Below are 26,986 nucleotides of genomic sequence, written 5' to 3' on the forward strand. Positions count from 1 at the left end.
ACGGGTCTTCTGAAGCATTGGGTTCGACTTTCGGGTTGTCGTACGCCCTTTAAGGAGACTCATCGGGAGCTCGTCCCAGGCGCAAGTGAACCACTCTGAACGATGAACCTGAACGAAAACAATCCCTCACCTGGGATTTACATGAGAAGAGGGCCCCGCGCACGCCTTTCGGCGGCACGGGGCCCTCTCACTCGGAGCGTGTCCGAGGCTGTTCTCAGACGCTCGCGTCCTGGCGCTTCAGGCGTGCGGTCTCGCGTGCACGCGTGTTCGCGTCGAGGTTCACCTTGCGGATGCGCACGACCTCGGGGGTCACCTCGACGCACTCGTCGTCGCGGGCGAACTCGAGGCTCTCCTCCAGCGTCAGCTGGCGTGGAGGCGTCATCGACTCGAAGGTGTCGGAGCTCGCTGCACGCATGTTGGTGAGCTTCTTCTCCTTGGTGATGTTCACGTCCATGTCGTCGGCGCGCGAGTTCTCGCCGATGACCATGCCCTCGTAGACCTCCTGCGTGGGCTGCACGAAGAACGACATGCGCTCCTGCAGAGCGATCATCGCGAACGGGGTGACGACACCCTGACGGTCAGCGACGATCGAGCCGTTCTGACGCGTCGTGATGGAGCCGGCCCACGGCTCGTAGCCGTGCGAGATCGCATTCGCGATACCGGTGCCGCGGGTCGTGGTCAGGAACTCGCTGCGGAAGCCGATGAGGCCGCGCGACGGGACGATGAACTCCATGCGCACCCAGCCGGTGCCGTGGTTGGTCATGTTCTCCATGCGACCCTTGCGGTTCGCGAGGAGCTGCGTGATCGCACCGAGGTGCTCTTCCGGAGTGTCGATCGTGAGGTGCTCGAACGGCTCGTAGGTCTTGCCGTCGATCTTCTTCGTGACCACCTGCGGCTTGCCGACGGTGAGTTCGAAGCCCTCGCGACGCATGTTCTCGACGAGGATGGCGAGAGCGAGCTCGCCACGGCCCTGCACCTCCCACGCGTCCGGACGGCCGATGTCGACGACCTTGAGCGAGACGTTGCCGATGAGCTCCTTGTCGAGACGGTCCTTGACCATGCGAGCCGTGAGCTTGTGCCCCTTGACCTTGCCCATGAGCGGCGAGGTGTTGGTGCCGATCGTCATGGAGATGGCGGGGTCGTCGACCGTGATGGCCGGAAGCGGACGGACGTCCTCGGGGTCGGCGATGGTCTCGCCGATCGTGATGTTCTCGAAGCCGGCGATGGCGACGATGTCACCGGGGCCCGCGGACTCGGCAGGGTAGCGCTCGAGTGCACGCGTCTTCAGGAGCTCGGTGACACGCGCATTCTGGTGCGTGCCGTCAGCGCGCACCCAGGCGACGGTCTGCCCCTTCTTGAGGGTGCCGTTGAAGATGCGGAGCAGGGCGAGACGGCCGAGGAACGGGCTGGAGTCGAGGTTCGTGACCCAGGCCTGCAGCGGGTGCTCGTCGTCGTACTCCGGCGCCGGCACGTGCTCGAGGATGGCTTCGAAGAGCGGCTCGAGGTCGTCGTTGTCCGGAAGCGTGCCGTCGGCGGGACGGTTCTGCGAGGCGGCGCCGGCACGACCGGAGGCGTAGACCACCGGCACGTCGAGAAGAGCGTCGACGTCGAGGTCGGGCACGTCGTCGACCAGGTCGGACGCGAGACCCAGCAGCAGGTCGTGCGCCTCTTCCTCGACCTCGGCGATGCGCGCGTCAGGACGGTCGGTCTTGTTGACCAGGAGGATGACGGGCAGCTTGGCCTCGAGAGCCTTGCGCAGCACGAAGCGGGTCTGCGGCAGCGGACCCTCGCTGGCGTCGACGAGCAGCACGACGCCGTCGACCATCGACAGGCCGCGCTCGACCTCGCCACCGAAGTCGGCGTGGCCGGGGGTGTCGATCACGTTGATCGTGATCTCCTTGCCGCCGGCGTGCTTGCCCTTGTAGGTGATCGCCGTGTTCTTGGCGAGGATCGTGATGCCCTTCTCACGTTCCAGGTCGTTCGAGTCCATGGCGCGCTCATCGACGTGAGCGTGTTCGCCGAAGGAACCCGTCTGACGCAGCATGGCGTCGACGAGAGTGGTCTTGCCGTGGTCGACGTGCGCCACGATTGCGACGTTGCGGAGGTCAGAACGGAGGGCGTGCGCCATGCAGGTGTCCTAAAAGATGTGGGGTTTCGCCGGGAAGCCGACGTTCCAGGATAACGCAAGCTCGGGGCCGGTTCCTGAAAAGCAGGTCGTAGCATCGAGATCGTGACCCGACCGCAGGCTCCGTGGGAACTCCCCGACCTCTCCCCCGCCCCCTCCCGTGCTCGACTGTGGTGGGAGATCGCGATCGTCCTGGCGCTGGGTCTCGGCCAGTCGGCGGTCTACGCGATCGTCCAACTGGCCTACCGCCTCACGGACGACGTGCCGATAGCCGATCAGGTGGCGAAGCTCAACCCGTCTCGGAGCGACAGGGAGATCTTCGACCTCATCTACCAGGTGCTCGCGATCGGGTTCTCGCTCATCCCCGTCGTGCTGGTGTGCTTCCTGCTGTGGCAGTCACGACGCCCGCATCTGGCAGGACTGGGATTGGACGGGACCGGGGTCGCGAAAGATGCGGGCCGCGGCATCCTGCTCGTTCTCGGGATCGGCATCCCCGGCCTCGGTCTCTACCTCGCCGGACGGGCGCTCGGACTGACCGTGGCCATCGATCCTGCCGGGATAGACGCGTATTGGTGGACCGTCCCGGTTCTCCTGCTCGCGGCGGCCCGCGCTTCCCTGCAGGAGGAGTTCGTGGTGCTCGGATACCTCTTCACACGGCTCCGGCAACTCGGCTGGAGCCCGTGGACGATCATCATCTCCACGTCGGTCCTGCGGGCGAGCTACCACCTGTACCAGGGATACCCGGCGTTCGTCGGCAACCTCGCGATGGGGCTGCTCTTCGGCTGGCTGTATCACCGCAGCGGGCGGCTGATGCCCTTCCTCGTCGCGCACTTCCTGATCGACGCGGCCGCGTTCGTCGGGTATCCATGGGCCGCGGCGATCTGGCCTGAGCTGTTCGGTCTCCCCGGCTGAGTGACGACGGGTGGGATGGCTCTCCCCCTTCGCTGACGGAGTGCTCTAGCCTGAAGGCTTCCAACGACGGAAAACGGAGGGAAGTCTCATGAAGATGAACAGGATGACCAAGGCGGGGGCCGCGATCGCCATCGCAGCAGGGATCACGCTGCTCAGCGTCGCGCCCGCATCGGCAAGTGTTTTCGGGCCCTACTCGTCGGCGGCGCAGTGTAACGCCGATCGCACCGACTATGTCAGGGGCGGGGGGAAGGCCGCCCCCTGCATCCCCGGCACCGGAGGCTGGTACTTCCAGACGTACTGAGCATCATCGAGGATCGAGGAGGCGGGCATCAGCCCGTCGCCTCGATCCGTTGACACCCGTCGGACCTCGCCCCTAGGCTCGGGGCACCCACGACGACGTGGGTACGACAATCCGGGGGGATTCGAATGAAGAAGAAACTGTCCGCAACGGCCGCAGGCATCGTCCTCGTCACGGGAATGGTGTTCGGCGGGGCCGCTGCAGCGCAGGCCGCCAGCTGGTTCGGCCCGTTCACCGATCTGTCCTATTGCCAGGCCGAACGACGGATCTTCATGCAGGAGGGCTACAGCGTCGGCTCCTGCGTGCACCGCAGCGGCCAGCCGGGGTACTGGTTCTCCTACTCCTGAACCGGCCCCGAACCGTATTGCAACGTGCCCCCTGTCCTCGTGAGACGGCAGGGGGCACGTGTGCGGGGAAGTGGGAAGTATCTCAGCCTGCGGAGGCGATCATCACGGCGACGACCGCCCACACGACGATGATCCCGAGCGCTGACAGCGCCCTGGCGTCCCAGGAGCGACGGATCGGCGCACTCGCCGCGTGACCCGCAGCAGCCTGCCAGCGGTCGCGGATGTCCGTCAGGCCGCGCAACGACGCGGAGACCTGCACTTCCTCGTCGCGCATCTTGCTTCGTCTCGGACGCGCGTGCGCCGGTCCACCCCAGCAGGTGAGCTCCGTGTCATCGTCGAGCGAGAACCGCAGCTGCCACTGCAGGTCGATGTCACGGACCCGGTGCCAACCGAACTCGGTGCGCCGCAGCATGTTCTGGACGAGTGCCCCGTCGTCGCTGATGCGGACCATCGACACGAAGCTGATCTCGTAGATGATCCACAGGCCGAGAAGCACCCACGGTGCGAGGAGCAGCGTCTGCCCCCAGCCTCCGCGCACGACGGCGTCGCCGAGCAGGAACACCGCCAGAGCGAGGCTCACGACCATGACGACCGTGCCCGAGGACGAGCGGAAGGTCCGCCCGTCCTCGGGAGAGTTCGGCATCGCCACGATCAGAGGCCACCCAGAGGGATGGACGCACCGGGGATCGCTTCGAGCAGACGGCTCGTGTACTCCTGCTTCGGGTTCGCGAAGGTCTCATCGACCGTGCCCTGCTCGACGATCCGGCCGCGCTCCATGACGCAGACCAGATCGCTCGAGACACGCACCACCGCGAGGTCGTGCGTGATGAACAGGTAGGTGAGGCCCAGCTCCGTCTGCAGGTCGGCCAGCAGCCTGAGGATCTGCGCCTGGACGAGCACGTCCAGAGCGGAGACCGCCTCGTCGAGCACCACGATGTCCGGCTTGAGCGCCAGAGCACGCGCGATCGCGACCCGCTGGCGCTGTCCACCCGACAGCTCGCTCGGGTAGCGGGTTGCCAGATCCTGCGGCAATGACACCTGATCCAGAAGCTCACGCACGCGCTCGCGACGCGAAGTGCGGTCGCCCACACCGTGGATCTCGAGCGGTTCGGCGATGGTGTTCTCGAGATTGCGCAACGGATCCAGAGAACCGTACGGGTCCTGGAACACCGGCTGCATGCGCCGGCGCAGACCGAAGGACTGTGCGCGGGAGAACCCGGACACGTCCATGCCGTCGATCTCGATCGTCCCCGACGTCGGGTCCTCCAGCTTGAGGACCATCTTGGCGACGGTCGACTTGCCCGAGCCCGACTCGCCGACGAGAGCCAGCGTCTTCCCGCGCGGGATCTCGAACGACACGTCGTCGACGGCGCGGAACATCTCGCTGCGGAAACCGCCCTGTCGGATGCGGTAGTCCTTGGTGAGGCCGGCCACGCGCACCGTGGGCGGGATGGCGGCGAGATCCTCGAGCGTCTCCACACCGCGGTCCTCGACCACGGCCTGGATGCGCTGGGATGCCACGCTGGGCGCGGCGGCGACGAGGCGCTTGGTGTACGGATGCTGCGGGTTCTGCAGGATCTCCCGGCTCGGTCCCGACTCCACGATCGTCCCGTTCTGCATCACGATCAGGCGCTCCGCGCGCTCGGCAGCGAGACCGAGGTCGTGCGTGATCAGCAGCATCGAGGTTCCGCGGTCGCGGGTCAGGCTCGCCATGTGGTCGAGGATGACGCGCTGCACCGTGACGTCGAGGGCCGAGGTGGGCTCGTCCGCGATCAGAAGCCGGGGGTCCGCGGCCAATCCGATCCCAATGAGCGCTCGCTGGCGCATACCGCCCGAGAACTGGTGAGGGAACTGGCGCAGGCGCTTGGCCGCGTCAGCGAGCCCCGCCTGCTGGAGCACCTCGATCGCCCGAGCCCGGACCGCCGCGCGTCCCTGGGCGAGGCCGTTGGCACGGACCGCCTCCTCGACCTGGAAGCCGATGCTCCAGACGGGGTTGAGGTTCGACATCGGGTCCTGCGGCACGTAGCCGATCGCCTTGCCGCGGATGCGCTCCATCTCCCGCTCGGAGAGGTGCGTGAGCTCCTCGCCGTCCAGGGTGATGCTCCCGCCGGTGACCTTTCCGGTGCCGGCCAGCAGTTTGATGATGGACGTCGCCGCCGTCGACTTGCCCGAACCGGACTCGCCGACGATCGCGACCGTCTCCCCTGCCATGACATCGAAGCTGATGCCATGCAGGACCTGTCGTGTGCCGTTCTGCGTGTCGAACGCGACCGTGAGATCGCGGACGCTCAGCAGCGGGGTCGTTGCTTCACTCATCGGCGTGCCCTCGCCCTCGGGTCGAGGGCGTCTCGGATGAGCTCGCCCAGGAGGATGAACGCGAGCACCGTGATGGTGAGCGCGATCGACGGATAGATCAGTGCCATCGGCGCGACACGCAGCGAGCGCTGTGCCTGGCTGATGTCGTTGCCCCAGGACATGACGTCGCTTCCGAGACCGACACCGAGGAAGCTCAGGGTCGCCTCCGCGACGATACCGCCGGCCAGTGCCAGGGTCGCCAGCACGAGCAGCGGAGCGAACGCGTTCGGGATCACGTGGGACAGCAGGGTGCCGAAACGCCCCTTCCCCAGCGCGGCCGACGCCATCACGAAGTCCGCTTGTTTCACTCTGAGCACTTCCGCCCTGACGACACGCGCCGTCGCGGCCCAGGCGAACCCACCGATCGCGAGGGCGAGGGTGAAGACGTTGCGGTACTGCGCGAACACCGTCATCACGACGACCGCCGCGAGGATGTAGGGGATCGAGAAGAAGATGTCGCCGACGCGGGAGAGCACGGCATCGAGCCATCCTCCGTAGTAGCCGGCGAAGGCACCCATGATCAGACCGAGAGTCGAGCTGATGATCGTCGCCAGCAGGCCGACACTGATCGATGTGCGCGAGCCCCAGACGATGCGCGACCAGATGTCGCAGCCCTGGAACGTGTAGCCCAGGGGGTGGCCGGCGGCCGGTCCCGCATTGGAGTTCCCGAGCTCACACTGGTTGTTCGGAGGCGTCTGCGTGAAGAGCGTCGGCCACAGGGCCATCAGCAGGATGAGCGCGACGATGCCGAGCGAGATCCAGAACGACGGGCGACGGCGCAGATCGGTCCACGCGTCCCGCCAGAGACTCGCAGGCTTGCCTTTGACGTTGATGGCATCCGTCGGCGGCTGTTCGGCCACCACCGGTGCGACGTAATGGGAGGGACGGTCACTTGACATAGCGGATCCTCGGGTCGAGCAGCCCGTAGAGCAGGTCCACGAGCAGGTTGACGAGAACGTAGATGATGACGAACACCGTCACGAAGGAGACGATCGTCGGTCCTTCGTGCCTCAACGTCGCCTGGAACAGGGTCTGCCCCACGCCGGGAATGTTGAAGATGTACTCCGTCACGGTCGCTCCGACGAGGAGCACACCGAAGTTCGTCGCCGAGTTGGTGATCACCGGGATCAGGGAGTTGCGCAGCACGTGCACGGGGATCACGCGATTACGCGACAGCCCCTTGCCGTACGCCGTGCGCACCCAGTCCTGGTTGAGGGTGTCGAGCACAGAGCCGCGCATCAGCCGCATGCTGGTCGCATACAGGCTCAGCCCCAGCACGATGGCGGGAAGCCACAGATCACCCCAGTCGTTCTGGCCACCGACGGTCGGACGGAACCAGCCCAGTTTGATCGCGAGAAAGTACTGCGCGAGGAAGGCGACGACGAAGATCGGCATCGACAGGAAGATGAGCGAGACGATCAGCGAGGCGTGGTCGAACAGCTTGCCCTTGCGGAGCGCGGAGAGCGTTCCGATGATGATCGCGAGCGTGAACTCGATCGCGATCGCCATGATGGCCAGACGCCCCGTGATGGGGAGCGTGCGTGCCAGCACGGTGCTCACGGACTCACCGGAGAACGTCGTTCCCATGTCGCCCTTGAAGACGCCGGTGATGTAGTAGAAGTACTGGACGAGGAACGGGTCGTCCAGGTGGTACTGCGCTCGGATCGTGGCGAGCAGCTGCGGGCTCGGCGGTTTGTCACCGAAGAGCGCCGCGATCGGGTCACCCGGCATCAGGAAGACGAGCGCGTAGATGAGAAGCGTCGCACCGAAGAAGACCGGGATCAGCTGAAGAAGTCGCCGCAGGGTGTAGGCGAGCATCCTTGCTCCTTTCGTGGAGTCGGAGTCAGCCGGAGTGCACGACGCGAGGCGGTGACGTCGCCGCCACCGCCTCGCTGCCGTTCACTCCAAGGGCCTACTCGGCCTTGGTGATCTCGTAGTAGAGCGGAACCGAGTTCCAGCCGACGGTGACGTTGTCGACCGAGTCGCCGAAGCCACCGATCGAGTTCTGGTACCAGAGCGGGATGACCGGGAGGTCGTTGAAGAGGATCTCCTGGACCTTCTCGTAAGCCGCGTTCGCGTCGTCCGCGCTCGTGGCCGCTGCACCCTCTGCGAGCAGAGAGTCCACCTCGGGGTTCGAGTAGTCACCGTCGTTCGACGATGCACCCGTGCCGTAGAGCGGCTGCAGGAAGTTGTAGACGGCGGGGTAGTCGCCCTGCCATCCGGAACGGTTCGCCGTCTGGATCGTGCGCTTGCCCGCGTCGTCACGCGCGTTGACCGCTGCGCGGAGCGTGGCGAGGTCGACGTACGGTGCGCCCGACGCCTCGATGCCGAGCGTGTTCTTCAGCGAGTTCGAGACCGCATCGACCCACACCTGGTGTCCACCATCGGAGTTGTACGCGATCTGGAAGGTGCCGGACCACGGGGAGATGGCGTCAGCCTTCGCCCACAGCTCCTTGGCCTTCTCCGGGTCGTACTTCAGGACGTCGGAACCGGGAACGCTGTCGCTCCAGCCGTCGATGACGGGCGTCGTGAAGTCGCTCGCCGGGGTGCGGGTGTCGGCGAAGATCTTGCTCGTGATCTCGTCGCGGTTGATCGCCAGCGAGATGGCCTGGCGGCGCAGGGTGCCCTCTTCGCCCGAGAAGTGCGGGAGCTGCCCACCGATGGTGAACGACTGGAAGATGGCCGCGGGCTGGTTGGTCGCCCGCTCGCCGAGCTCGTCCTCGAAGACCGCGAGGGAAGCCTCGGGGATCTGGTCGATGACGTCGATGTTGCCGCCGAGCAGGTCGGCGTACGCGCCCTCGGGAGCCGTGTAGAACTTCAGCGTCAGGCCGCCGTTCTGAGCGACGCGCTCACCCTTGTAGTCATCGTTCTTGACGAGGTCGATCTGGACGTCGTGCTGCCATGCTCCCTCCTTGGCGAGCATGTACGGGCCGTTGCCGATCGGGTTCTCGCCGAAGGCGTCCATGTCCTCGAAGGCGACATCGGGCAGCGGGTAGAACGCCGAGTAGCCGAGGCGGGTCACGAAGTCGGAGGCGACGTCACTGCTCAGGTCGATCGTGAAGGTCTGGTCATCGACCTCGGTGAGACCGGTGAGCTCGGAGTCTGCGTCGGGGTTGAAGCCGACGATGTCGGCGAACCAGGACTGGTTCAGTTGCGCGTTGGAGAGCTGCGCACCGTAGTTCCACGCGTCGATGAAGTTGTGGGCGACGACGTCTTCACCGTTGGTGAACTTGTTGCCCTCCTTCAGCTTGACCGTGACCTTGTTCGGCGCGTCGACCGTGATCGACTCGGCCATGTCGTTGACGAGAGCACCGTCGCCGTCGTAGAAGGCGAGACCTGCGAAGACGGAGTCGAGAATCTTGCCGCCGTTGACCTCGTTGGTGTTGGTCGGGATCAGCGCGTTCTCCGGCTCGCCTCCGTTCGCCGAGATGATCGCCGACGCCGAGCCCTTGGAGCCCTCATCGCCGGAGTCGTTCCCGCCTGCGCAACCGGCCAGCGCCAGGGCGCCGACCACGAGCAGAGCGCTGCCCGCGAGGGCAATCCTGTTTCGTTTCACTTTTCGTCCTCCTGTGGACAGTGCTGAGTCTGCGCGCTCACCATCGAGCACGCAGGGATACCTGAGCGTAACCCGCCGCTTGGCCCCCCGCCGCCTTCAGCTAACGAACTGTTACTGAGTGGTGACCATCCGTAACACCCGCGAAACACCTGGAAACACCGGGAAACACAGGACGGTGTCGCGCTTCCGCACGGAAGCGCGACACCGTCTGCTCAGATGCGCACCGGCTCAGGCGAAGGCCTCCACCGGCGGGCAGGCGCACACGAGGTTCCGGTCGCCGTACGCCTGGTCGATGCGACGCACGGGCGGCCAGTACTTGCCGGCGACGAGCGCATGGACGGGGTAGGCGGCTTCCTCCCGCGTGTAGGGGTGCTCCCACTCCCCCGCGATGAGGGATACCGCGGTGTGCGGTGCATGCACCAGCGGATTGTCGTCCGCGGGCCAGCGCCCCGCCGCCACGGCTTCCGCCTCGGCCTTGATCATGATCATGGCCTCGATGAAGCGCTCGATCTCATCGAGGTCCTCCGACTCCGTCGGCTCGACCATGAGCGTGCCCGCGACGGGGAACGACATGGTCGGAGCGTGGAAGCCGTAGTCGATGAGGCGCTTGGCCACGTCGTCGACGGTGATTCCGGTCGCCTCCTTGAGCGGACGCAGATCGAGGATGCACTCGTGCGCGACGCGACCGTTCTCCCCCGTGTAGAGCACCGGGAAGTGGCCGCCCAGACGCTCGGCCATGTAGTTGGCGGAGAGCACGGCTGCCGCCGTGGCACGACGAAGACCGTCGGCACCCATCATGCGGACGTACGCCCACGAGATCGGCAGGATCCCCGCGGAACCGTAAGGAGCGGCCGAGATCACACCGCCATCGAACGTGTAGCCGCCGAAGTGCTCGGCGCGCTGCGCGAGCGGGTGCGAGGGAAGGTACGGGGCGAGGTGCGACTTCGCCGCCACCGGACCGATGCCAGGACCTCCCCCACCATGCGGGATGGCGAAGGTCTTGTGCAGGTTGAGGTGCGAGACGTCGCCGCCGAGGTCACCGAAGCGCGCGTAACCGAGCAGCGCGTTGAGGTTGGCCCCGTCGACGTACACCTGTCCGCCTGCGTCGTGCACGGCGGCCGTGATCTCGACGACCTGCTCCTCGTACACACCGTGCGTCGAGGGATAGGTGATCATCAGGGCCGAGAGGTCGTCGGCGTGCTGGGCGATCTTCGCGCGCAGGTCGTCGAGGTCGACGTTGCCGAGCTCGTCCGTCGCGACCACGACGACCTTCATGCCCGCGAGCACGGCCGATGCCGCATTCGTGCCATGGGCCGACGAGGGGATGAGGCACACGGTGCGGTGGGTGTCGCCGTTCGCGTGGTGGTACCCGCGGATGGCCAGGAGACCCGCGAGCTCACCCTGCGAACCGGCGTTCGGCTGCAGCGAGACCGCGTCATAACCGGTGACCTCGGCGAGCCAGCCCTCGAGCTGGTCGATGAGCTCGAGGTAGCCCTGCACATCGGACGCCGGGGCGAACGGGTGGATGCCGGCGAACTCGGGCCAGGTGATGGCAGCCATCTCGGTGGCGGCGTTGAGCTTCATGGTGCACGAGCCCAGCGGGATCATGCCGCGATCGAGTGCGTAGTCTCGGTCGGAGAGACTCTTCAGGTACCGCATCATGGCGGTCTCCGAGCGGTGCGAGTGGAACACCGGGTGCGTGAGGTACTCGTCCTGACGGAGCAGGTCTTCCGGGAGCCCCCGCAGCTTGTCCCCGCCGAACATGCCGAACGCGCGGTCGTTCTTGCCGCCGAAGACAGCCGTGACGTGGTGCAGCTCGCCGAGGGTCGTGGTCTCGTCGACGGCGATGCCGACCGTGTCGGCGTCGGCGACGTGCAGCAGGATCCCGTGATCGTCATGGGCCCGAGCGGCGAACTCCGCCGCACGACCGGGCACGCGCACCTGCAGGGTGTCGAAGAAGTCCGCGTGCACGACCTCCACCCCTGCCTCGGTCAGCCAGTCACGCAGCAGCGCCGCCTTCGCCGTGGTCTGGGTCGCGATCTCCCGCAGCCCGTCCGGACCGTGGTACACGGCGTACATCGACGCCATGACGGCGAGCAGCACCTGGGCGGTGCAGATGTTCGACGTGGCCTTCTCGCGGCGGATGTGCTGCTCGCGCGTCTGCAGCGAGAGACGATACGCGGGCTTGCCGTCGGCATCGACCGACACTCCGACGAGGCGACCGGGGAGCTGACGCTCGAGGCCGGAGCGGACGGCCATGTAGCCGGCGTGCGGACCGCCGAAGCCCATCGGCACGCCGAAGCGCTGGGTCGTGCCGACTGCCACGTCGGCGCCTAGTGAGCCGGGAGAGGCGATGAGGGTGAGAGCGAGCAGATCGGCGGCCGCGACCGCGAGAGCGCCGGAGAGGTGCGCGGCGTCGAACACGGCCGACGGGTCCCAGACGCGACCGGATGCGCCGGGGTACTGCACGAAGACACCGAACAGGTCGGCGGGCAGCTCCTCGCCCGCGGCGAAATCGACCGTGACGATGTCGATACCGAGAGCTTCCGCGCGCGTGGCGAGCATCGCCTTGGTCTGCGGGAGCGCATCCGCGTCGACCGCGAACACGGTCGACGCCGACTTCGATGCGCGCCGCGAGAGCAGCATCGCCTCGACCACCGCGGTCGACTCGTCGAGCATGGACGCATTGGCCGTCGTGAGCCCGGTGAGTTCGGCGACCATGGTCTGGAAGTTGATGAGCGCTTCCAGACGCCCCTGGGAGATCTCCGGCTGGTACGGCGTGTAGGCCGTGTACCACGACGGGTTCTCCAGCACGTTCCGCTGGATCACCTGCGGCGTGATGGTGCCGTAGTACCCCAGGCCGATCATGGGTCGGTTCACGGTGTTGCGCGAGGCGAGCACCCGCAGCTCGGCGAGAGCCTCGGTCTCGCTCGCGGCAGAGGGGATGTGTGAAGGCGCGTCCGGGGAGTCGGACGACGGCCCGGTGTAGATCGACGCGGGCACGGCCTGGCGCATGAGCGCCTCGACCGGGTTCAGCGCGCCATCGGCCCCTGGGGTGTCGAGACCCAGGGCCGCGAGCATCGTGCGCTGCGCGGCATCCGTGGGTCCGATGTGACGATCGGCGAAAGTGACCACTGGTGAATCAGCCCTCCGTGAGTGCGACGTACGCGTCGCGGTCGAGCAGTCCGTCCAGCGCACCGGCTGCGACGGAGACCTTGAGCAACCAGCCGCCCTCGAAGGGCGCGGCGTTCACCAGCGACGGATCGTCGACGGCCGCGTCGTTGATCTCGACGACGGTTCCCGATACCGGCGCGTAGAGTTCGCCGACCGACTTCGTCGATTCGATCTCGCCGACGACCGCACCTGCGGTCACCTCGGTGCCGACGGCGGGGAGCTCGACGAACACGACGTCGCCCAGCTTCTCGGCGGCGTAGTCGGTGATGCCGATGGTCACGGTGTCGCCGTCGGCGGCGATCCACTCGTGCTCTTCGGTGTAGTGGAGTGCGGCGAGGTCGGTCATTTGGTCCTCCGATAGAAAGGCAGGGCGGTCACGGTCGCGGGGATCTTGGTTCCCCGCACGTCAAGGAATACTGCGGTTCCCTCTTCCGCGGAAGATGGGGTCACGTAGGCCATCGCGATCGGGTGGCCGAGAGTCGGGCTGAGAGCGCCGCTCGTGATCTCTCCGAGCACGGATCCGTCTTCGTCGACGACGGCGTATCCGGCGCGTCCTGCCCGCTTGCCCTCGGCGACGAGGCCGACCAGGACCGGCGCTTCCGATGCCTCTGTCGAGTCCTCGAAGGACGAGAGCGCCTCCTTGCCGACGAAGTGCTCCTTCGCCGTCACGACGACACGGCCGAGTCCGGCCTGCGAGGGGCGGGTGTCGGTGCTGAGCTCGTGGCCGTAGAGAGGCATCCCGGCCTCCAGACGCAACGTGTCCCGGGCGGCGAGGCCCGCAGGAACGAGACCATGCGGTTCGCCGGCAGCCAGCAGAGCGTCCCACAGGGCTGCGGCGTCGCCGGCAGGAACCAGCAGCTCGAAGCCGTCCTCCCCGGTGTAGCCCGTGCGTGCGATGAGCAGAGGCTCCCCGCGGAAGCGCGCGTCCGCCCAGGCGTAGTACTTCTGCTCCGCCCAGGGCGTGCTCAGCTCGTCGATGCCCGGCGTCGCAGCGAGAATCGCCTCGGCGGCCGGTCCCTGCACGGCGAGCAGCGCGAACAGGTCGGACACATCCTCCACATCGACGCCGCGGTCGCCCAGGAATCCGGCGAAGGTGCGGTCCTCCCCCGGAGCCAGCGGCGGAAGCGCCCGCTCGACGAGCGACGGAAAGTCCCGCACGCGCTTGGCGAATCCCGAGTCCACGAAGCCACGGTTGCCGGCGTTGGCGATGACGAGGTAGCGGTCCTCCGCGAGCCGATACGCGATGACATCGTCGACGATTCCGCCGTTCTCATTCAGCATCAGCGAGTACTTCGCCTTGCCGACCGTCATGGCGGAGATGCGACCTGCGAGCGCGAAGTCGAGGAACTCGGCCGCCTTCTCGCCCGTGACGAGGAACTCGGCCATGTGCGAGATGTCGAAGATCCCCGCGTTCTGGCGCACGGCGTGGTGCTCGGCGAGGTCGGAGGTGTAACGCACCGGCATCTGCCAGCCACCGAAGTCGGTGAACGACGCGCCGAGTGCCTCATGGCGTTCGCGCAGCGGGGTGTAGCGGGGGTCGGACATGGAGTTCTCCCGGGCTGTGTCGGGCGGAACGGCGGCATCGCCGTTCCTCGGAACTCCCCCTCTGTCATGGGCCTGAGAGCTTCACCCGTGCACGGAGGCGGGGTTTTCACCGTCGGCGGATCCGCACATGAGACGGATCGCTTTTCAGAGTGGCCGGAACCGCGCGGTACGCGTACCTGAGAGATTGGCGGGGAGGCTTGCTCCTTCGGTGCCCGGCTGCGTTCGCCGGGGCTCTCCCGCGTGGGTCATTCGGCCTGTCTTCAGTTGTGGGTTCAGTCTAGCCGGTCGGCCCGTCGGTGCCGGATTCGCTCGACGCGCGTTCGAATCGCGCGAATGGTCCCATCCTGGACTCGGAAGGGACCATTCGCGCGATTCGAAAGCGCGATTCGAAAGCGCGATTTGAAAGCGCGATTCGAAAGCGCGATTCGAAAGCGGGGTGCGGTGCGGCTATCCGCTGATGCCGAGTTCGGTTCGGACCTCGTCGCGGAGGCGGCCGAGGTTGTCGGGCTCGGGCGCGGCTCCCAGGAGGGTCTTGGTGTACTCGTGCTGCGGGTTGAGGATGACTTCGTCCGCGGGGCCCCTCTCGACGACATCGCCCTTGTAGAGCACCATGATCTCATCGGAGAAATGCCGGGCGGTCGCGAGGTCGTGCGTGATGTACAGCACCCCGAGGTTCTCCTCCCGCTGCAGATCCGCGAGCAGGTTCAACACACCGAGCCGGATCGACACGTCCAACATGCTCACCGGTTCGTCGGCGACGATGAACCGCGCCCCCGGCGCCAGTGCCCGTGCGATCGCGACGCGCTGCCGCTGCCCACCCGACAGCTCATGCGGGCGACGCTCCGCAAAGCTCTCCCCCGGGCTGAGCCGCACCCGCTCCAACAACTCCACCGCCCTGGCACGCACCTGCGCACTGGAGAGCTGCGGGTGATGCAGGCGGATCGGCCGCTCCAAGTGATGCACGATCGTGTGGAACGGGTTCAACGACGCGAACGGGTCCTGGAACACCATCTGCACATCCGCGCGATACGCCTCCAACGCCCGCCCCCGAGTCCCGGACGGTTTCCCGTCGAGGAGGATCTCCCCACTGGTGGGGGTCTCCAACTTCATCAGCATCCGCGCGATCGTCGACTTCCCCGACCCCGACTCCCCCACCAGAGCGAGCGTCTTCCCGGCCTCGATCGTGAACGACACATCCTTCACCGCATGCAGGATGCTCGTCCTGAACCCGGAACGCAGGTGGAAGTCCTTGACGAGGTTCCGCGCCTCCAACGTCGCCGTCCCCGGCACCGTCGTCCCGGTGCTATTCGTATGGGTGGTCATCGGACGCCCTCCTGGCTCACACCGGTACGCACGAAATCGCCCCGCTCACCCTTCAACGACGGGAAACTCGACAACAACCGTCGCGTGTACTCATGCTGCGGGGAACGGTAGATCTCCTCCGCCGTCCCCTCCTCCACGATCTGCCCCTGCAACATGATCGCGATCCGGTCGCTGATCTCGATCAACATCGGCAGATCATGCGTGATGAAGATCACCGCGAACCCGAGCTTCTCCCGCAACCGCATGATCTCCCGGATGATGCCGCGCTGCACGACCACATCCAACGCCGTCGTCGGCTCATCCATGATCATCACCTGCGGATCCAACGCCAGAGCCATCGCGATCATCATCCGCTGACGCATACCCCCGGACAACTCATGCGGGAAACTCGACAACCGGGACGGATCCACCCCCACCAACGTGAGCAGCTCCTCCGCCCGCGCCGTCTTCGCCTTCTTACTCATCCCAGGACGATGCGTGTCGAAGATGTCGAAGATCTGCGCCCTCACACTGATCACCGGATTCAACGAGTTCATCGCGCCCTGGAACACCATCGAGATCTTGTCCCACCGGAACGCCCGAAGACCCTCCCCATCCAAACCCACGATGTCGATGTCATGACCGTCCCGGTCATGGAACACGATCTCTCCGCCCGTCATCAACGCCGGCGCCTTCAACAACCGGTTCATGCCGTACGCGAGAGTCGTCTTCCCACACCCCGACTCCCCGGCCAGGCCCAGGATCTCCCCACGGTTCAACGTCAGCGAGACGTTTCGCACGGCCTTCACCGGCGGATCCACCTCATACTCGATCGACACATTCCGCGCCGTCAGCACAGGCTCGCTCATGCGGTGACCCCCTTGGTCTTGGCGGCCTTGCGCACGCGGCGCGCGGCTTCGGGTGCATTGCGCAGCTTCGGGTTGATGACCTCGTCGATGGCGAAGTTGATCAGCGACAGGCCGGCGCCGAGGAGCGCGATCATGAGTCCCGGCGGGACGAACCACCACCAGGCCCCACGTCCGAGCGCCTGCCCCGACTGGGCGTCGTTGAGGATCGATCCCCAGGTGATCGACGAGTTGGGTCCGAGGCCGAGGTACGACAGGCCGGCCTCGCCGAGGATCGCGAAGATGATCGCGAAGAGGAACTGGGCCGCCAGCAGCGGCAGCAGGTTCGGCATGATCTCGACGAGGATGACGCGGAACGACCGCTCGCCCGCGACCTTCGAGGCGTAGACGTAGTCGCGTGTGCGGAGCGAGCGCGTCTGCAGCCGGAGCACGTACGCCGCCCCGGCCCAGGAGGTGATGCCGAGCACGAAGGCGACGAGCTGCCAGCTGCGCTGCGGGACGAACGAGGCGATGACCATCACCAGCGGCAGTCCGGGGATCACGATCATGACGTTCGTGAGCAGGGCGAGGCCGTCTTCACGCCACCCACCCAGGTAGCCGGCGAGCACACCGAACAGGAGGGAGAGGACGATCGCGATGCTGCCGGCCGTCACGCCGATGAGCAGCGAGCCCTGGGCACCGGTCGCGAGCTGGGCGAACATGTCGTTGCCGAGCTTGGTCGTGCCGAGCCAGTGCTCGGCCGACGGCGGCTGAAGCGCTGGGTTGGCCGTGCTCCGCGGGTTCTGGGAGAAGATCGGCGCGATGATCGCGAACAGCACGATCGCCAGCACGATGCACACGCCCACGATGAACTTCGGCGAGGTGCTGGGCAGGATGCGGCGACGCTTTCGTTCCTGACGCTGTGTGGCGAGAGCGACGGTGCCCTCAGGGGCGACGGTGGGTGGCTCCTCCGTGAGGAGCGGGTTCTTCGTGTCAGACATTCTGGCGAGCCCTCGGGTCGATGAAGCCATAGACGAGGTCCATGATGAAGTTGGCGGCGAGCACCGTGAGCGTGATGACGAGGAACAGCCCCTGCATCAGCGCGTAGTCGTTGTTGGTCACGGCCTGGAACATCAGCTTGCCGATGCCGGGGTAGGTGAACACCTGCTCCATGACGATGGAGCCGGCCACGACGAAACCGAGCGTGATCGAGAAGCCGGCGATCGAGGGGATCGCGGCGTTGCGGGCAGCGTAGGTGGTGAGCACCCGGCGCGGGCGCAGGCCCTTGGCCTCGGCCGTGAGCACATAGTCCTCGGCGAGCGTCGAGACCATCATGTTGCGCATGCCGAACATCCAGCCGCCGACCGAGCTGATCACGATGGTGACGGCGGGAAGGATGGCGTGGGCGACGGCGTCGCTGAAGAAGGCCCACGTCGGCTCGGGGCCGTCGGGGAAGTCGAACACGTCGTAGCCGCCGAAGATGGGGAACCAGCCGAGGCCGACCGCGAACACCGCCACCAGGATCAGCGCCATCCAGAAGTACGGGATCGACTGCAGCACGGTCGTTGCCGGGATCAGGTGGTCGACCCAGGTGCCGCGCTTCCAGCCGGCCCAGGCCCCGAGCACGACGCCGAGGACGAAGGAGATGACCGTCGCGGTGCCGACGAGGATGAGCGTCCAGGGAAGAGCACCGGCGATGAGCTCCGTCACCGGGGTGGGGAACTTCGTCACCGAGACGCCGAGGTCGCCCTGGAACATCCGCCCCCAGTACGCGAGGTACTGATCCCACAGCGACGAGTCGTCGCCGCCGAGCAGGAGCCTGATATTGCGGATGGTCGTCTCTGAGACGTCGCCGCCCGCCCGCTGCATCTTGGCGATCATGATGTCGGCGGGGTTTCCCGGCATGAGCCGGGGAAGAAAGAAGTTGATGGATATCGCGGCCCAGAGCGTGAACGCGTAGAACCCGATTCTTCGTGCATAGAACTTCATGTCACTGTTTCCTGACTTCCTTCTTCCCCGACTCCTCTCGTGTTACTTGACCGGCTGCAGCTGCGTCAGGACGTAGCCTGCCGCGATCGCACCCCAGGACGGCGGGAAGGCGTAGAGGTCTTCCTCCGTCGGCCAGCCCGTGTAGTCCTTCGTGTTGTAGAAGGTCTGCGTCGCGTTGATGACGAGCGGGATGTAGGGCAGGTCACGCACGATCTCGGTCTGGATCGTGGCGTACAGCTCCTTCTTCGTCGCCTCGTCGTTCGTGCTGATCGCCGACTGGATCGCCGTGTCGACGACCGGGTTGCTGTAGCGGCTGAAGTTCCAGCGTCCTGCGGGGATCTCGGTGCCGACCGGGGTCGTCGACTCGACGGCCGTGCCGCCGAACCAGTCGCGGTAGATCTGGAACGGGTCGGCGACGGACGTGCCGATCACACCACCCATGATGAGCTGGAACTCGCCACCCTGACGGGAATCGGAGAACTCCTGCCACTGCACCGTCGATGCCGTGATCTTGATGCCTGCGGCCTCGGCCTGCTCGGCGATCAGCTTCGCGGCGTCGTTGTAGTCGGTCCAGCCGTCGACCGAGGTGAGCGTGAGCTCGAGCGGAACCCCGCCCTTCTCGTAGATGCCGCTCGAACCCTTGGTGTAACCGGCGGCCTCGAGGATCGAACCGGCCTCGGCGGCGTTGGCCTCCTGCGGGCTGACCTCGTTGGCCGGGTCGGCGAGCCACTTCTCGTCGCGCGGCAGCAGCGTGAAAGCCGGCGAGATGTCGCCCGTGAGGCCGACGAATGCCTTGTCCTTGATGATGCCGCGGTCGATCGCCACGTTGAGTGCCTGACGCACCGCGACGTCCGTCTGCGGGCCGGTGCAGCCGAGCTCGGCGTTCGAGCAGGTGTAGAGCACCGTCGGGTCCTGCGGGGTGTTGATCCAGTCGATCTTGCCGTTGCCGGTCACGTCATCCGGGTTGGGGATGAACATGCCGGTCCAGTCGAGCTTGCCGGCGGCGAGCAGGTCCTGTGCCGTCTGGTTGTTGTCGACCGCGATGTACTGGACCTTCTTGACGCCGAGCTTGTCGGCATCGCGGTAGTTCTTGTTCGCGACGAGGGTGTAGGACTCGCTCGTGGTCTTGTCGACCACGTAGGGGCCGGATCCGACGGGCTCTTCGTTCGTGAAGTTGGCGAAGTCTTTGACGTCCTTCCAGACGTGCTCGGGGAGGATGTAGCTCGACCCCATCCGCTGGAACTCGGTCGTGTACTGGGCAGACGAGTACGTCAGCACGGCGGTGGTGTCGTCCGTGGCCTCGGCGGAGATCAGACCGTTGCCCTCGGGGTTGTTGGCCTCGTAATTGAACGAGAACGCGACGTCCTTGGCGGTCAGGGGCTCACCGTCGCTCCACTTGAGGTCGGGCTTGATGGTGACCGTGATCACCGTGCCGTCCTCGTTGTACTCGAACGAGTCGCCGATCAGGCCGACCGGCTCGGAGTCCGCGGTCTTGTTGTAGAAGAACAGCGGCTCGTAGATCGGCCCGAGCGCGCCGTGGAGCACGGTCGGAGCGAACGGGTTGTAGTTCGCGGCGATGGGGGTCTGGCTGCCGGCCCAGACACGCAGGGCCTTGTCGCCATCGGCGTTGCCACTGTCGCTGCCGCCGCCACAGGCGGTGAGGCCCAGGGCGAGGACGGATGCACCGGCAATCGCGGTGAGCGCGATCTTGCGCCTTCCGTTACGGATCATTTCTCTTGTTTCCTCTCGGTGCTGCACTGCAGGAGGGATCGCTCCGGATGGAGCAGAACCCCGGAGGTGGGGTTCTCGGGCCCGGGGAGACGACCGGCGGCCGCTCCCGAAGGGGTTTGTTAGGACAGTAACCTAACAAACCCCGTCCTCGTGGACAAGCCTCCTCGCGCTCCCCAGATAACGTTTCGGACTCAGCCCGAATCCTCGTCACAGAGGACCACTAAGAGTCTCGATGACACTAAGATCGACATCGGAGGTTAAGGTGCGAATGACTCAAAGCGGTGCCATCCGAGTCGCCGTCTCGACGGTGATCCTGACGCTGCGGAGGACCGACGACGGACGGGCGGTGCTCTCCCTGCCCCTCGTGCTGCGCACGCGCGAGCCCTTCGCCGGCCAGTGGGCACTCCCCGGAGGTTGGCTCACCTCGACGGAGTCTCCCGTCGATGCCGCGGCCCGCACCCTCGCCGAGACAACGGGACTCGCCCCCAGCTACCTCGAGCAGCTGTATGCCTTCGGAGCGGTCGACCGCTCCCCCACGCGGGTCGTCTCCATCGTGTACTGGGCCCTGTTGCGGCAGGACGACGTGACCGCGCAGAGCGCCGCACATCGCGCAGCCGGGCACTATCCCGAGAACGTCCGCTGGTTCGACGTCGAGGAGCTGCCGGACCTCGCGTTCGACCATGACCGGATCGTCGAGTACGCGCTGTGGCGACTGCGCAACAAGGTGGGGTACAGCCGAGTCGCACAGGGGTTCCTCCCCGCCGAGTTCACGCTCGCCGAGTTGCGCGAAGCCTATGAATCGATCCTCGGACGCGCCCTCGACCCCGCCAACTTCCGTCGCCAGGTGGAGGCGGCGGGCAATCTGCTCCCGACCGACCGGTTCCGCACCGGAAGCCACCGGCCCGCACGTCTGTATCGCGACAACACCGACATCGAGCTCGCCGATCGCGGCCCGCTCCGACCCGAGGAAACGAGCATCCGATGAGCATCACCTTCGTCCCCGCTCCCGCCGTACCGCCGCTGGATCCCTCCGTCGACCATGCGATCCAGGCGATCGTCACCGGCGCGTCCACGGACGCCACGTGCGCCACCGACCTCGCCGCCGGCCCGTGGGACTTCGACGCACGACCGGGGTACGGCCCCGGCTCCTCGATGGGCGATGTCATTCCGACCGGAGCCCCGCGACAGGGCGAGCTGCCTTCCGAGTACCGCGAGGCTTCGGAAGAGGAACTCGACGGGAGGATCCGGGCGGCGAAGGCCACGCTCGGCGACCGGGTGCTGATCCTCGGGCACTTCTATCAGCGCGAAGAGGTCGTGCAGCATGCGGACTACGTCGGGGACTCGTTCCAGCTGGCGACGGCGGCGAAGGGCAGAGCCGATGCCGAGGCGATCGTGTTCTGCGGCGTGCACTTCATGGCCGAGACCGCCGATCTGCTCTCGCAACCCGATCAGGCGGTGATCCTCCCCAATCTCGCCGCGGGGTGCTCGATGGCCGACATGGCCGACATCGACCAGGTCGAGGAGTGCTGGGAGCAGCTCGAGGACGTCTTCGGAGACCTCGCGGCCGCAGACGCCGACGGCCGCGTGCCCGTGATCCCCGTGACGTACATGAACTCCTCGGCGGCGATCAAAGGCTTCGTCGGGCGACACGGCGGGATCGTGTGCACGTCGTCGAATGCGCGGACCGTGCTGGAGTGGGCATTCGAGCGGGGGCGGCGGGTCCTGTTCTTCCCCGACCAGCACCTGGGCCGCAACACCGCCAAGGCCATGGGAGTGCCGCTCGATCAGATGCCCATGTGGAACCCGCGGCGAGCGCTGGGCGGCTCGTCCGCCGAGCAGTTGCTCGACTCGCGTGTCATCCTGTGGCACGGGTTCTGCTCCGTGCACCGACGCTTCACGGTCGACCAGATCGACCAAGCGCGCACCGATCACCCCGGTGTCCGCGTGATCGTGCACCCCGAATGTCCGATGGAGGTCGTCGACGCCGCCGACGAAGCAGGGTCGACCGAGTACATCCGCCGGGCGATCGACACGGCGACCGAACCGACCACCTTCGCGATCGGCACCGAGATCAACCTCGTCCGTCGACTCGCTGCGCAGTATCCGCAGCACGAGATCTTCTGCCTCGACCCCGTGGTGTGCCCGTGCTCGACGATGTACCGCATCCACCCCGGCTACCTCGCGTGGGTGCTGGAGGAGCTGGTGGCCGGTCGCACGCCGAACCGCATCACCGTGTCCGACGACGTCGCCGCCCCCGCTCGGGTGGCGCTGGAACGGATGCTCGCGGCGAAGCCCCCGGCGGTCGCGGGCACACGATGAAGGTCATCATCGTCGGGTCGGGCATCGCGGGGCTCACCGCGGCGCTGCACGCGCACGAGTCGGGTCACGACGTGACGATCGTCACCAAGGGTGACCTCGGCGACGGCTGCACCGGGTTCGCTCAGGGGGGTGTCGCCGGAGCGTACGGCCCGGGCGACTCCCCGTCGTCGCATGCCGCCGACACGCAGATCGCCGGCGCCGGGCTGTCCGATCCGGACGCGGTGAGTGTGCTGGTCGCCGACGGCGCGGAGCGGATCGCCGAGCTGATCGCACGGGGTGTCGGCTTCGACCGCGACGACGACGGTTCACTGCGACTCGGACGCGAGGCGGCGCACAGCCACGCCCGCATCGCGCATGCGGGCGGCGATGCCACCGGGGCGGCGATCTCCGCGGCCCTCGTCGAATGCGCACGTCGCGCGCGCATCCCCGTTCTCACCGGCGCTTTCCTTGTCGACCTCGTGAAGCGCGACGGTGTCGTACGGGGTATCCGAATCCGTCGCGACGGTGTGCTCTCGACCCTCCAGGCCGACGCCGTGATCCTCGCCACCGGTGGTGCCGGCCAGCTCTACGCCCACACCACCAACCCCGGAGGAACGACGGGTGACGGCATCGCCGCCGCCCTTCGCGCAGGTGCAGCGGTCGCCGATCTGGAGTTCGTCCAGTTCCATCCCACCGTCCTCGCCTCCGGCCCGGCGTTCCTGATCTCCGAGGCGGTGCGCGGTGAGGGCGCGGTTCTGGTGGACGACCGTGGCCGCCGGTTCGTGTTCGACAGCCACCCCGACGGTGAGCTCGCGCCGCGGGACGTGGTGTCGCGAGCGATCGCACGGCGTGCCGCGGCTCAGGCTGCGCCCGTCAGGCTCGACGCCACGATGCTCGGAGCCCGCACGCTCGCGCTCCGCTTCCCGACCATCGACCGTGTCACGAGAGAGCGTGGCTTCGACTGGGCGAAGAGCCCCCTACCCGTGACCCCGGCGGCGCACTACCTGATGGGCGGCGTGGTCACCGACCTCGACGGACGCACCACGGTGCCAGGGCTCTTCGCCGTAGGAGAGGTCGCCCGCACTGGCGTGCACGGGGCCAACCGGCTGGCATCGAACTCCCTGCTCGAGGGCGCGGTCTTCGGGGCTCGCGCGGCGGCAGCGCTCACGATGCCCTGGCCTCTTCCGGGACGCGAGCACACCCCTTCCGAGATGAGCCTCGACGCGAACCTCGTCGACACCGAACCGGGGTTCACTCGCTCTGGACTACAGCGGCTGATGTGGGACGAAGTGGGCCTGCTGCGCACGGGCGAGGGCCTCACCCGGGCGCTCGGAGTGCTGCAGGGGTGGGCCGGCGTCCCCACCACGCCCACGACCGTGACGGGGCACGAGGATGCGAACCTGCTGCTCCTCGCGCAGGCGACGGCGGCGGCGGCTCTGAAGCGCACCATTTCCGTCGGAGCACATCATCGTGTCGACACGGATGCGACAGGTGCCCCTTCTTCATCCCCCACACCCTCATCGATCCTGGAGACCGTCTGATGCTGACCCCCGCCACTCTGCACCGCGTCGTCGGCGCCGCACTGGAGGAAGACGCTCCGTGGGGCGACCTCACGAGCACCACGCTGCTGCCCGCCGAGGCCACGGCCACGGCCGATCTCGTCGCACGAGAAGCCGGGGTCTTCAGCGGAGGCGAGGTCTTCGCCGCCGCCTTCCGTCTCACCGATCCGTCCGTCCAGGTGGATCTGCACGTCGGCGACGGTGACGAGTTCGTTGCAGGAGACGTCCTCGCCTCGGTATCCGGTGCGGCGCGCAGCGTACTGACCGCGGAGCGCGTCGCCTTGAACTTCACGCAGCGGATGAGCGGCATCGCCACGCTCACCGCCGCCTACGTGGCGGCCGTCGACGGCACCGAGACGCGGATCGCCGACACCCGCAAGACCACTCCCGGTCTGCGCGCCTTCGAGCGTCACGCCGTCGAGTCGGGCGGCGGCCGCAATCACCGGCACTCCCTGTCCGACGCGGTGATGGCGAAGGACAACCACCTCGCGGTGCTGAAACGCTCGGGCCTCGACCTCGCGGCCGCCCTGCGCGCGGCCCTGTCCCGGCTCCCCCATACGACCCACGTCGTCGTCGAGGTCGACCGTCTCGACCAGATCGACGCCGTCCTGGACGGTGGAGCGGACACCGTGCTGCTCGACAACTTCTCGCTGGACGACCTGGAGCGTGGCGTGGCCCTCATCGGCGGTCGAGCCATCGTCGAAGCCTCGGGCGGTGTCACCCTCGACACGGTCGGCGAGATCGCACGCACCGGTGTCGACGTGATCTCGGTCGGAGCTCTGACGCATTCCGCCCGCGCCCTCGATCTCGGCCTGGATCTGCGGATCGACTGACGGTCATGCTCTACCTCGATCACGCGGCGACCTCACCGGTGCGTCCGGAAGTGCTCGAAGCGATGCGTCCCTTCCTCACCGGGGTGTTCGGCAATCCGTCGAGTCACCACACGGCGGGCGAGGCCGCGGCGAGCGCCCTCGACGGCGCCAGGGCACGGGTGGCCCGCGTGCTGGGGATGCGGACGAACGACGTCGTGTTCACCGCAGGAGGAACAGAGGCGAACAACCTCGCGGTCAAGGGCATCGCGCTCGCCGCTCTGGAGGCGGGACGGCGCCACCTGGTCATCTCCCCCATCGAACACGAGTCGATCCTCGAGTCCGCCGGGTATCTCCGACGCTTCCACGGCGTCGAGGTGACGATGATCCCGGTGGACTCCCGAGGGCGTATCGCCCCGGATGCGCTGACCGCGGCCATCAGGGAAGACACGTCGCTGGTGTCGTTCGGTCACGCGAACAACGAGATCGGGACGGTGCAGGACGTCACAGCCCTGGCAGCCGTCACGAGCGCGGTGAAGGTCCCCCTGCACCTCGATGCCGTGCAGTCGGCCGGGTGGCTTCCCCTGCGGGATCTCGGTGCCGATGCGTTGTCGATCGCTGGTCACAAGCTGGGTGCCCCCAAGGGCATCGGTGCGCTCGCGGTCCGCGGACGCGTTCCCGTGGAGCCCCTGCTGCACGGCGGCGGTCAGGAACGCGGTCGACGATCCGGCACCGAGAACGTCGCGGGAGCGGTGGCGTTGGCGACGGCCCTGGAACTCGCCGAGCGGGAGCGAGAACTCGTGGCGGCGCGGGTCGCCGCCACGAGCCTACGCTTCGCCGCCCTGGTACTCGCCGCCGTGCCTGCAGCAGCACTCACCGGCGACCCGGTGCATCGTCTGCCCGGCACCGCGAGCTTCACGTTCGCCGGCACCAGCGGGGAGGCCGTGCTGCTCGAGCTCGAGCGCCGCGGAGTGATCTCCTCGAGCGGATCGGCGTGCGCGGCGGGCAGCGACGACCCCTCGCACGTGCTGCTCGCCTGCGGAATCGCCCCCGAGGTCGCACAGACGTCGGTGCGCTTCACGTTCGGTCGCGAGGAGCTGGCAACGGACGCTCCCGAGCGCCTGGCGGCGCTCGTCGCGGAATCCGTGCGCGCGGCCCGGGGCTGATGCCCGGCCATAGACTCGGCACGTGACTGCCTCCGCCCCGATCGTGACGCTGATCGTCCCCGGACGCGACATCGCCGCCTTCGCCCCCGCTGCGCTCGACTCGCTCCGCGCACAGACCGAACCCCGCTGGCGGGCGATCCTGATCGACGACGGTTCGACCGACGAGACGGGCGCGATCTTCGATGACGCGGCCTCCGCTGACCGACGTTTCACGACGATCCGCCATGACGCCTCCCGTGGCCTCGGCGCCGCCCGCAATGCCGGTCTCGCCCTGGTGGACACCCCCTACCTCGGCTTCCTCGACGGCGACGACGAACTGCGGCCGGACGCCCTCGCCCGGATGACGCACACACTCGAACGGACCGGAAGCGATTTCGTCGCCGGAGCCTACGTGCGCGCACGCCCTCAGGGAGATGCGTACCTCGCCGGTCGCGTGCAGCCCTGGGTATCCGCCGCCACCTCCCCGGAGAGGCTGGGCACCACGCTCACCGCACATCCCCGGGCGGTGTCGAACATCGTCGCCTGGTCGAAGCTGAGTCGCACTCCTTTCTGGCAGGATCTCCGCTTCCCGGAGGGCGTCGCCTACGAGGACCAGATCGTCGCCCAGCAGATGTACACCCGCGCACGGGCGTTCGACGTCATCCCGGATGTGATCGTGCACTGGCGTCTCCGCGCCGACGGCACCTCGATCACCCAGGGCAAAGGTCGGCTCCCCGTACTGCGCGACTACCTGGCAGCTCTGCGCGGCGGCATCCGCGTGCTGCACGACGCCGGCGCACGTGCCTCGGTCGTAGCGCGGATCGAGCTGATCCTCGCCATGGACATCCCCTCACTCCTCGACATCGCGGAGCAGCACACCGACCCGGCATACGCCGCCGAGGTCGACGCCTTCATCGCCGAGCTCCGGGCACTCCCCGAGTTCGCCGATGCCACTCCAGACCCCTCCCTCGCCGCGGCTCTCGCCTGGTGAGGGCG

General features: G+C 67.2%; 23 protein-coding genes and 1 riboswitch. Of the genes, 9 read left to right on the top strand and 14 right to left on the bottom strand.

The annotated features are described in order from the left end of the window. Nucleotides 1-214: 214 nt before the first annotated feature. A complete protein-coding gene (typA, locus tag ABRP18_RS11580; RefSeq protein ID WP_046749575.1) occupies nucleotides 215-2,128 on the bottom strand; it encodes a translational GTPase TypA in 1,914 nt (637 codons plus the stop codon). Between the two features lie 102 nt (nucleotides 2,129-2,230). On the opposite strand from typA, the gene ABRP18_RS11585 reads away from it, so the two are divergent. From ABRP18_RS11585 to ABRP18_RS11595, 3 genes are all read left to right on the top strand, one after another. Continuing rightward, the gene (locus ABRP18_RS11585) at nucleotides 2,231-3,037 is read left to right on the top strand and encodes a type II CAAX endopeptidase family protein (protein WP_349884681.1); all 807 of its coding nucleotides are present in this window, start codon (nucleotides 2,231-2,233) and stop codon (nucleotides 3,035-3,037) included. An 88-nt stretch (nucleotides 3,038-3,125) separates the two neighbouring features. Continuing rightward, nucleotides 3,126-3,338: a hypothetical protein gene (locus tag ABRP18_RS11590; protein ID WP_046749577.1), complete on the top strand. Its 213-nt coding sequence runs from the start codon at nucleotides 3,126-3,128 to the stop codon at nucleotides 3,336-3,338. Between the two features lie 125 nt (nucleotides 3,339-3,463). Next, on the top strand, nucleotides 3,464-3,682 hold the full coding sequence (locus ABRP18_RS11595) for a hypothetical protein (protein WP_046749578.1): 219 nt from the start codon (nucleotides 3,464-3,466) through the stop codon (nucleotides 3,680-3,682). A gap of 82 nt (nucleotides 3,683-3,764) precedes the next feature. Here ABRP18_RS11595 and ABRP18_RS11600 read toward each other — a convergent pair whose 3' ends face one another. The 13 genes from ABRP18_RS11600 to ABRP18_RS11660 form a co-directional block, all read right to left on the bottom strand. Continuing rightward, complete coding sequence (locus ABRP18_RS11600) at nucleotides 3,765-4,325, bottom strand: PH domain-containing protein (protein WP_113681686.1); 561 nt, start codon at nucleotides 4,323-4,325, stop codon at nucleotides 3,765-3,767. An 8-nt stretch (nucleotides 4,326-4,333) separates the two neighbouring features. Beyond that, entirely contained in the window at nucleotides 4,334-5,998 is a 1,665-nt protein-coding gene (locus tag ABRP18_RS11605) for an ABC transporter ATP-binding protein (protein WP_046749579.1), read from the bottom strand. Continuing rightward, nucleotides 5,995-6,936, bottom strand: a complete 942-nt coding sequence (locus ABRP18_RS11610) for an ABC transporter permease (RefSeq protein WP_046749580.1) — start codon at nucleotides 6,934-6,936, stop codon at nucleotides 5,995-5,997. The genes ABRP18_RS11605 and ABRP18_RS11610 overlap by 4 nt, the downstream gene beginning before the upstream one ends. Beyond that, on the bottom strand, nucleotides 6,926-7,855 hold the full coding sequence (locus ABRP18_RS11615) for an ABC transporter permease (protein ID WP_193761644.1): 930 nt from the start codon (nucleotides 7,853-7,855) through the stop codon (nucleotides 6,926-6,928). Before ABRP18_RS11615 ends, ABRP18_RS11610 begins: the two co-directional genes overlap by 11 nt. 94 nt (nucleotides 7,856-7,949) lie before the next feature. Beyond that, nucleotides 7,950-9,593 carry an ABC transporter substrate-binding protein gene (locus ABRP18_RS11620; RefSeq protein WP_046749582.1) on the bottom strand — a complete coding sequence of 548 codons (1,644 nt, stop codon included), beginning with the start codon at nucleotides 9,591-9,593 and terminating at the stop codon, nucleotides 7,950-7,952. Between the two features lie 228 nt (nucleotides 9,594-9,821). Next, a complete protein-coding gene (gene gcvP / locus ABRP18_RS11625) occupies nucleotides 9,822-12,674 on the bottom strand; it encodes an aminomethyl-transferring glycine dehydrogenase (RefSeq protein ID WP_218867623.1) in 2,853 nt (950 codons plus the stop codon). 61 nt (nucleotides 12,675-12,735) lie between these two features. Then, nucleotides 12,736-13,113 carry a glycine cleavage system protein GcvH gene (gcvH, locus tag ABRP18_RS11630; protein ID WP_046749583.1) on the bottom strand — a complete coding sequence of 126 codons (378 nt, stop codon included), beginning with the start codon at nucleotides 13,111-13,113 and terminating at the stop codon, nucleotides 12,736-12,738. Continuing rightward, complete coding sequence (locus tag ABRP18_RS11635) at nucleotides 13,110-14,312, bottom strand: glycine cleavage system aminomethyltransferase GcvT (RefSeq protein ID WP_061015444.1); 1,203 nt, start codon at nucleotides 14,310-14,312, stop codon at nucleotides 13,110-13,112. Before ABRP18_RS11635 ends, gcvH begins: the two co-directional genes overlap by 4 nt. Before the next feature lie 154 nt (nucleotides 14,313-14,466). After that, a riboswitch (glycine riboswitch) is annotated at nucleotides 14,467-14,561 on the bottom strand. 198 nt (nucleotides 14,562-14,759) lie between these two features. After that, complete coding sequence (locus ABRP18_RS11640; protein WP_349884682.1) at nucleotides 14,760-15,635, bottom strand: ATP-binding cassette domain-containing protein; 876 nt, start codon at nucleotides 15,633-15,635, stop codon at nucleotides 14,760-14,762. Next, entirely contained in the window at nucleotides 15,632-16,483 is an 852-nt protein-coding gene (locus ABRP18_RS11645; RefSeq protein ID WP_113681678.1) for an ABC transporter ATP-binding protein, read from the bottom strand. The genes ABRP18_RS11640 and ABRP18_RS11645 overlap by 4 nt, the downstream gene beginning before the upstream one ends. After that, on the bottom strand, nucleotides 16,480-17,460 hold the full coding sequence (locus tag ABRP18_RS11650; RefSeq protein WP_058631909.1) for an ABC transporter permease: 981 nt from the start codon (nucleotides 17,458-17,460) through the stop codon (nucleotides 16,480-16,482). Before ABRP18_RS11650 ends, ABRP18_RS11645 begins: the two co-directional genes overlap by 4 nt. Beyond that, nucleotides 17,453-18,448: an ABC transporter permease gene (locus ABRP18_RS11655; RefSeq protein WP_058631908.1), complete on the bottom strand. Its 996-nt coding sequence runs from the start codon at nucleotides 18,446-18,448 to the stop codon at nucleotides 17,453-17,455. Before ABRP18_RS11655 ends, ABRP18_RS11650 begins: the two co-directional genes overlap by 8 nt. A 42-nt stretch (nucleotides 18,449-18,490) precedes the next feature. Further along, entirely contained in the window at nucleotides 18,491-20,179 is a 1,689-nt protein-coding gene (locus ABRP18_RS11660) for an ABC transporter substrate-binding protein (protein ID WP_046749589.1), read from the bottom strand. 268 nt (nucleotides 20,180-20,447) lie between these two features. Here ABRP18_RS11660 and ABRP18_RS11665 point away from each other — a divergent pair, with 268 nt between their 5' ends. Genes ABRP18_RS11665 through ABRP18_RS11690 form a run of 6 tightly spaced genes read left to right on the top strand, consistent with a single transcriptional unit; the run spans nucleotide 20,448 to nucleotide 26,981 of the window. Beyond that, nucleotides 20,448-21,164: an NUDIX domain-containing protein gene (locus ABRP18_RS11665; protein WP_193761639.1), complete on the top strand. Its 717-nt coding sequence runs from the start codon at nucleotides 20,448-20,450 to the stop codon at nucleotides 21,162-21,164. Then, nucleotides 21,161-22,498, top strand: a complete 1,338-nt coding sequence (gene nadA, locus ABRP18_RS11670; RefSeq protein ID WP_193761638.1) for a quinolinate synthase NadA — start codon at nucleotides 21,161-21,163, stop codon at nucleotides 22,496-22,498. The genes ABRP18_RS11665 and nadA overlap by 4 nt, the downstream gene beginning before the upstream one ends. Continuing rightward, on the top strand, nucleotides 22,495-24,018 hold the full coding sequence (gene nadB, locus ABRP18_RS11675; RefSeq protein ID WP_349884683.1) for an L-aspartate oxidase: 1,524 nt from the start codon (nucleotides 22,495-22,497) through the stop codon (nucleotides 24,016-24,018). The genes nadA and nadB overlap by 4 nt, the downstream gene beginning before the upstream one ends. Then, nucleotides 24,018-24,869 (top strand): carboxylating nicotinate-nucleotide diphosphorylase, encoded by an 852-nt coding sequence (gene nadC, locus ABRP18_RS11680; protein ID WP_058631903.1) that lies wholly within the window; start codon nucleotides 24,018-24,020, stop codon nucleotides 24,867-24,869. The genes nadB and nadC overlap by 1 nt, the downstream gene beginning before the upstream one ends. Before the next feature lie 5 nt (nucleotides 24,870-24,874). Beyond that, a complete protein-coding gene (locus tag ABRP18_RS11685; RefSeq protein WP_349884684.1) occupies nucleotides 24,875-26,011 on the top strand; it encodes a cysteine desulfurase family protein in 1,137 nt (378 codons plus the stop codon). Nucleotides 26,012-26,033: 22 nt separating this feature from the next. Next, on the top strand, nucleotides 26,034-26,981 hold the full coding sequence (locus ABRP18_RS11690) for a glycosyltransferase family 2 protein (RefSeq protein WP_349884685.1): 948 nt from the start codon (nucleotides 26,034-26,036) through the stop codon (nucleotides 26,979-26,981). Nucleotides 26,982-26,986: the final 5 nt, after the last annotated feature.

The sequence above is a fragment of the Microbacterium sp. WHRI 7836 genome, assembly GCF_040223885.2.
GTDB lineage: Bacteria > Actinomycetota > Actinomycetes > Actinomycetales > Microbacteriaceae > Microbacterium > Microbacterium oxydans.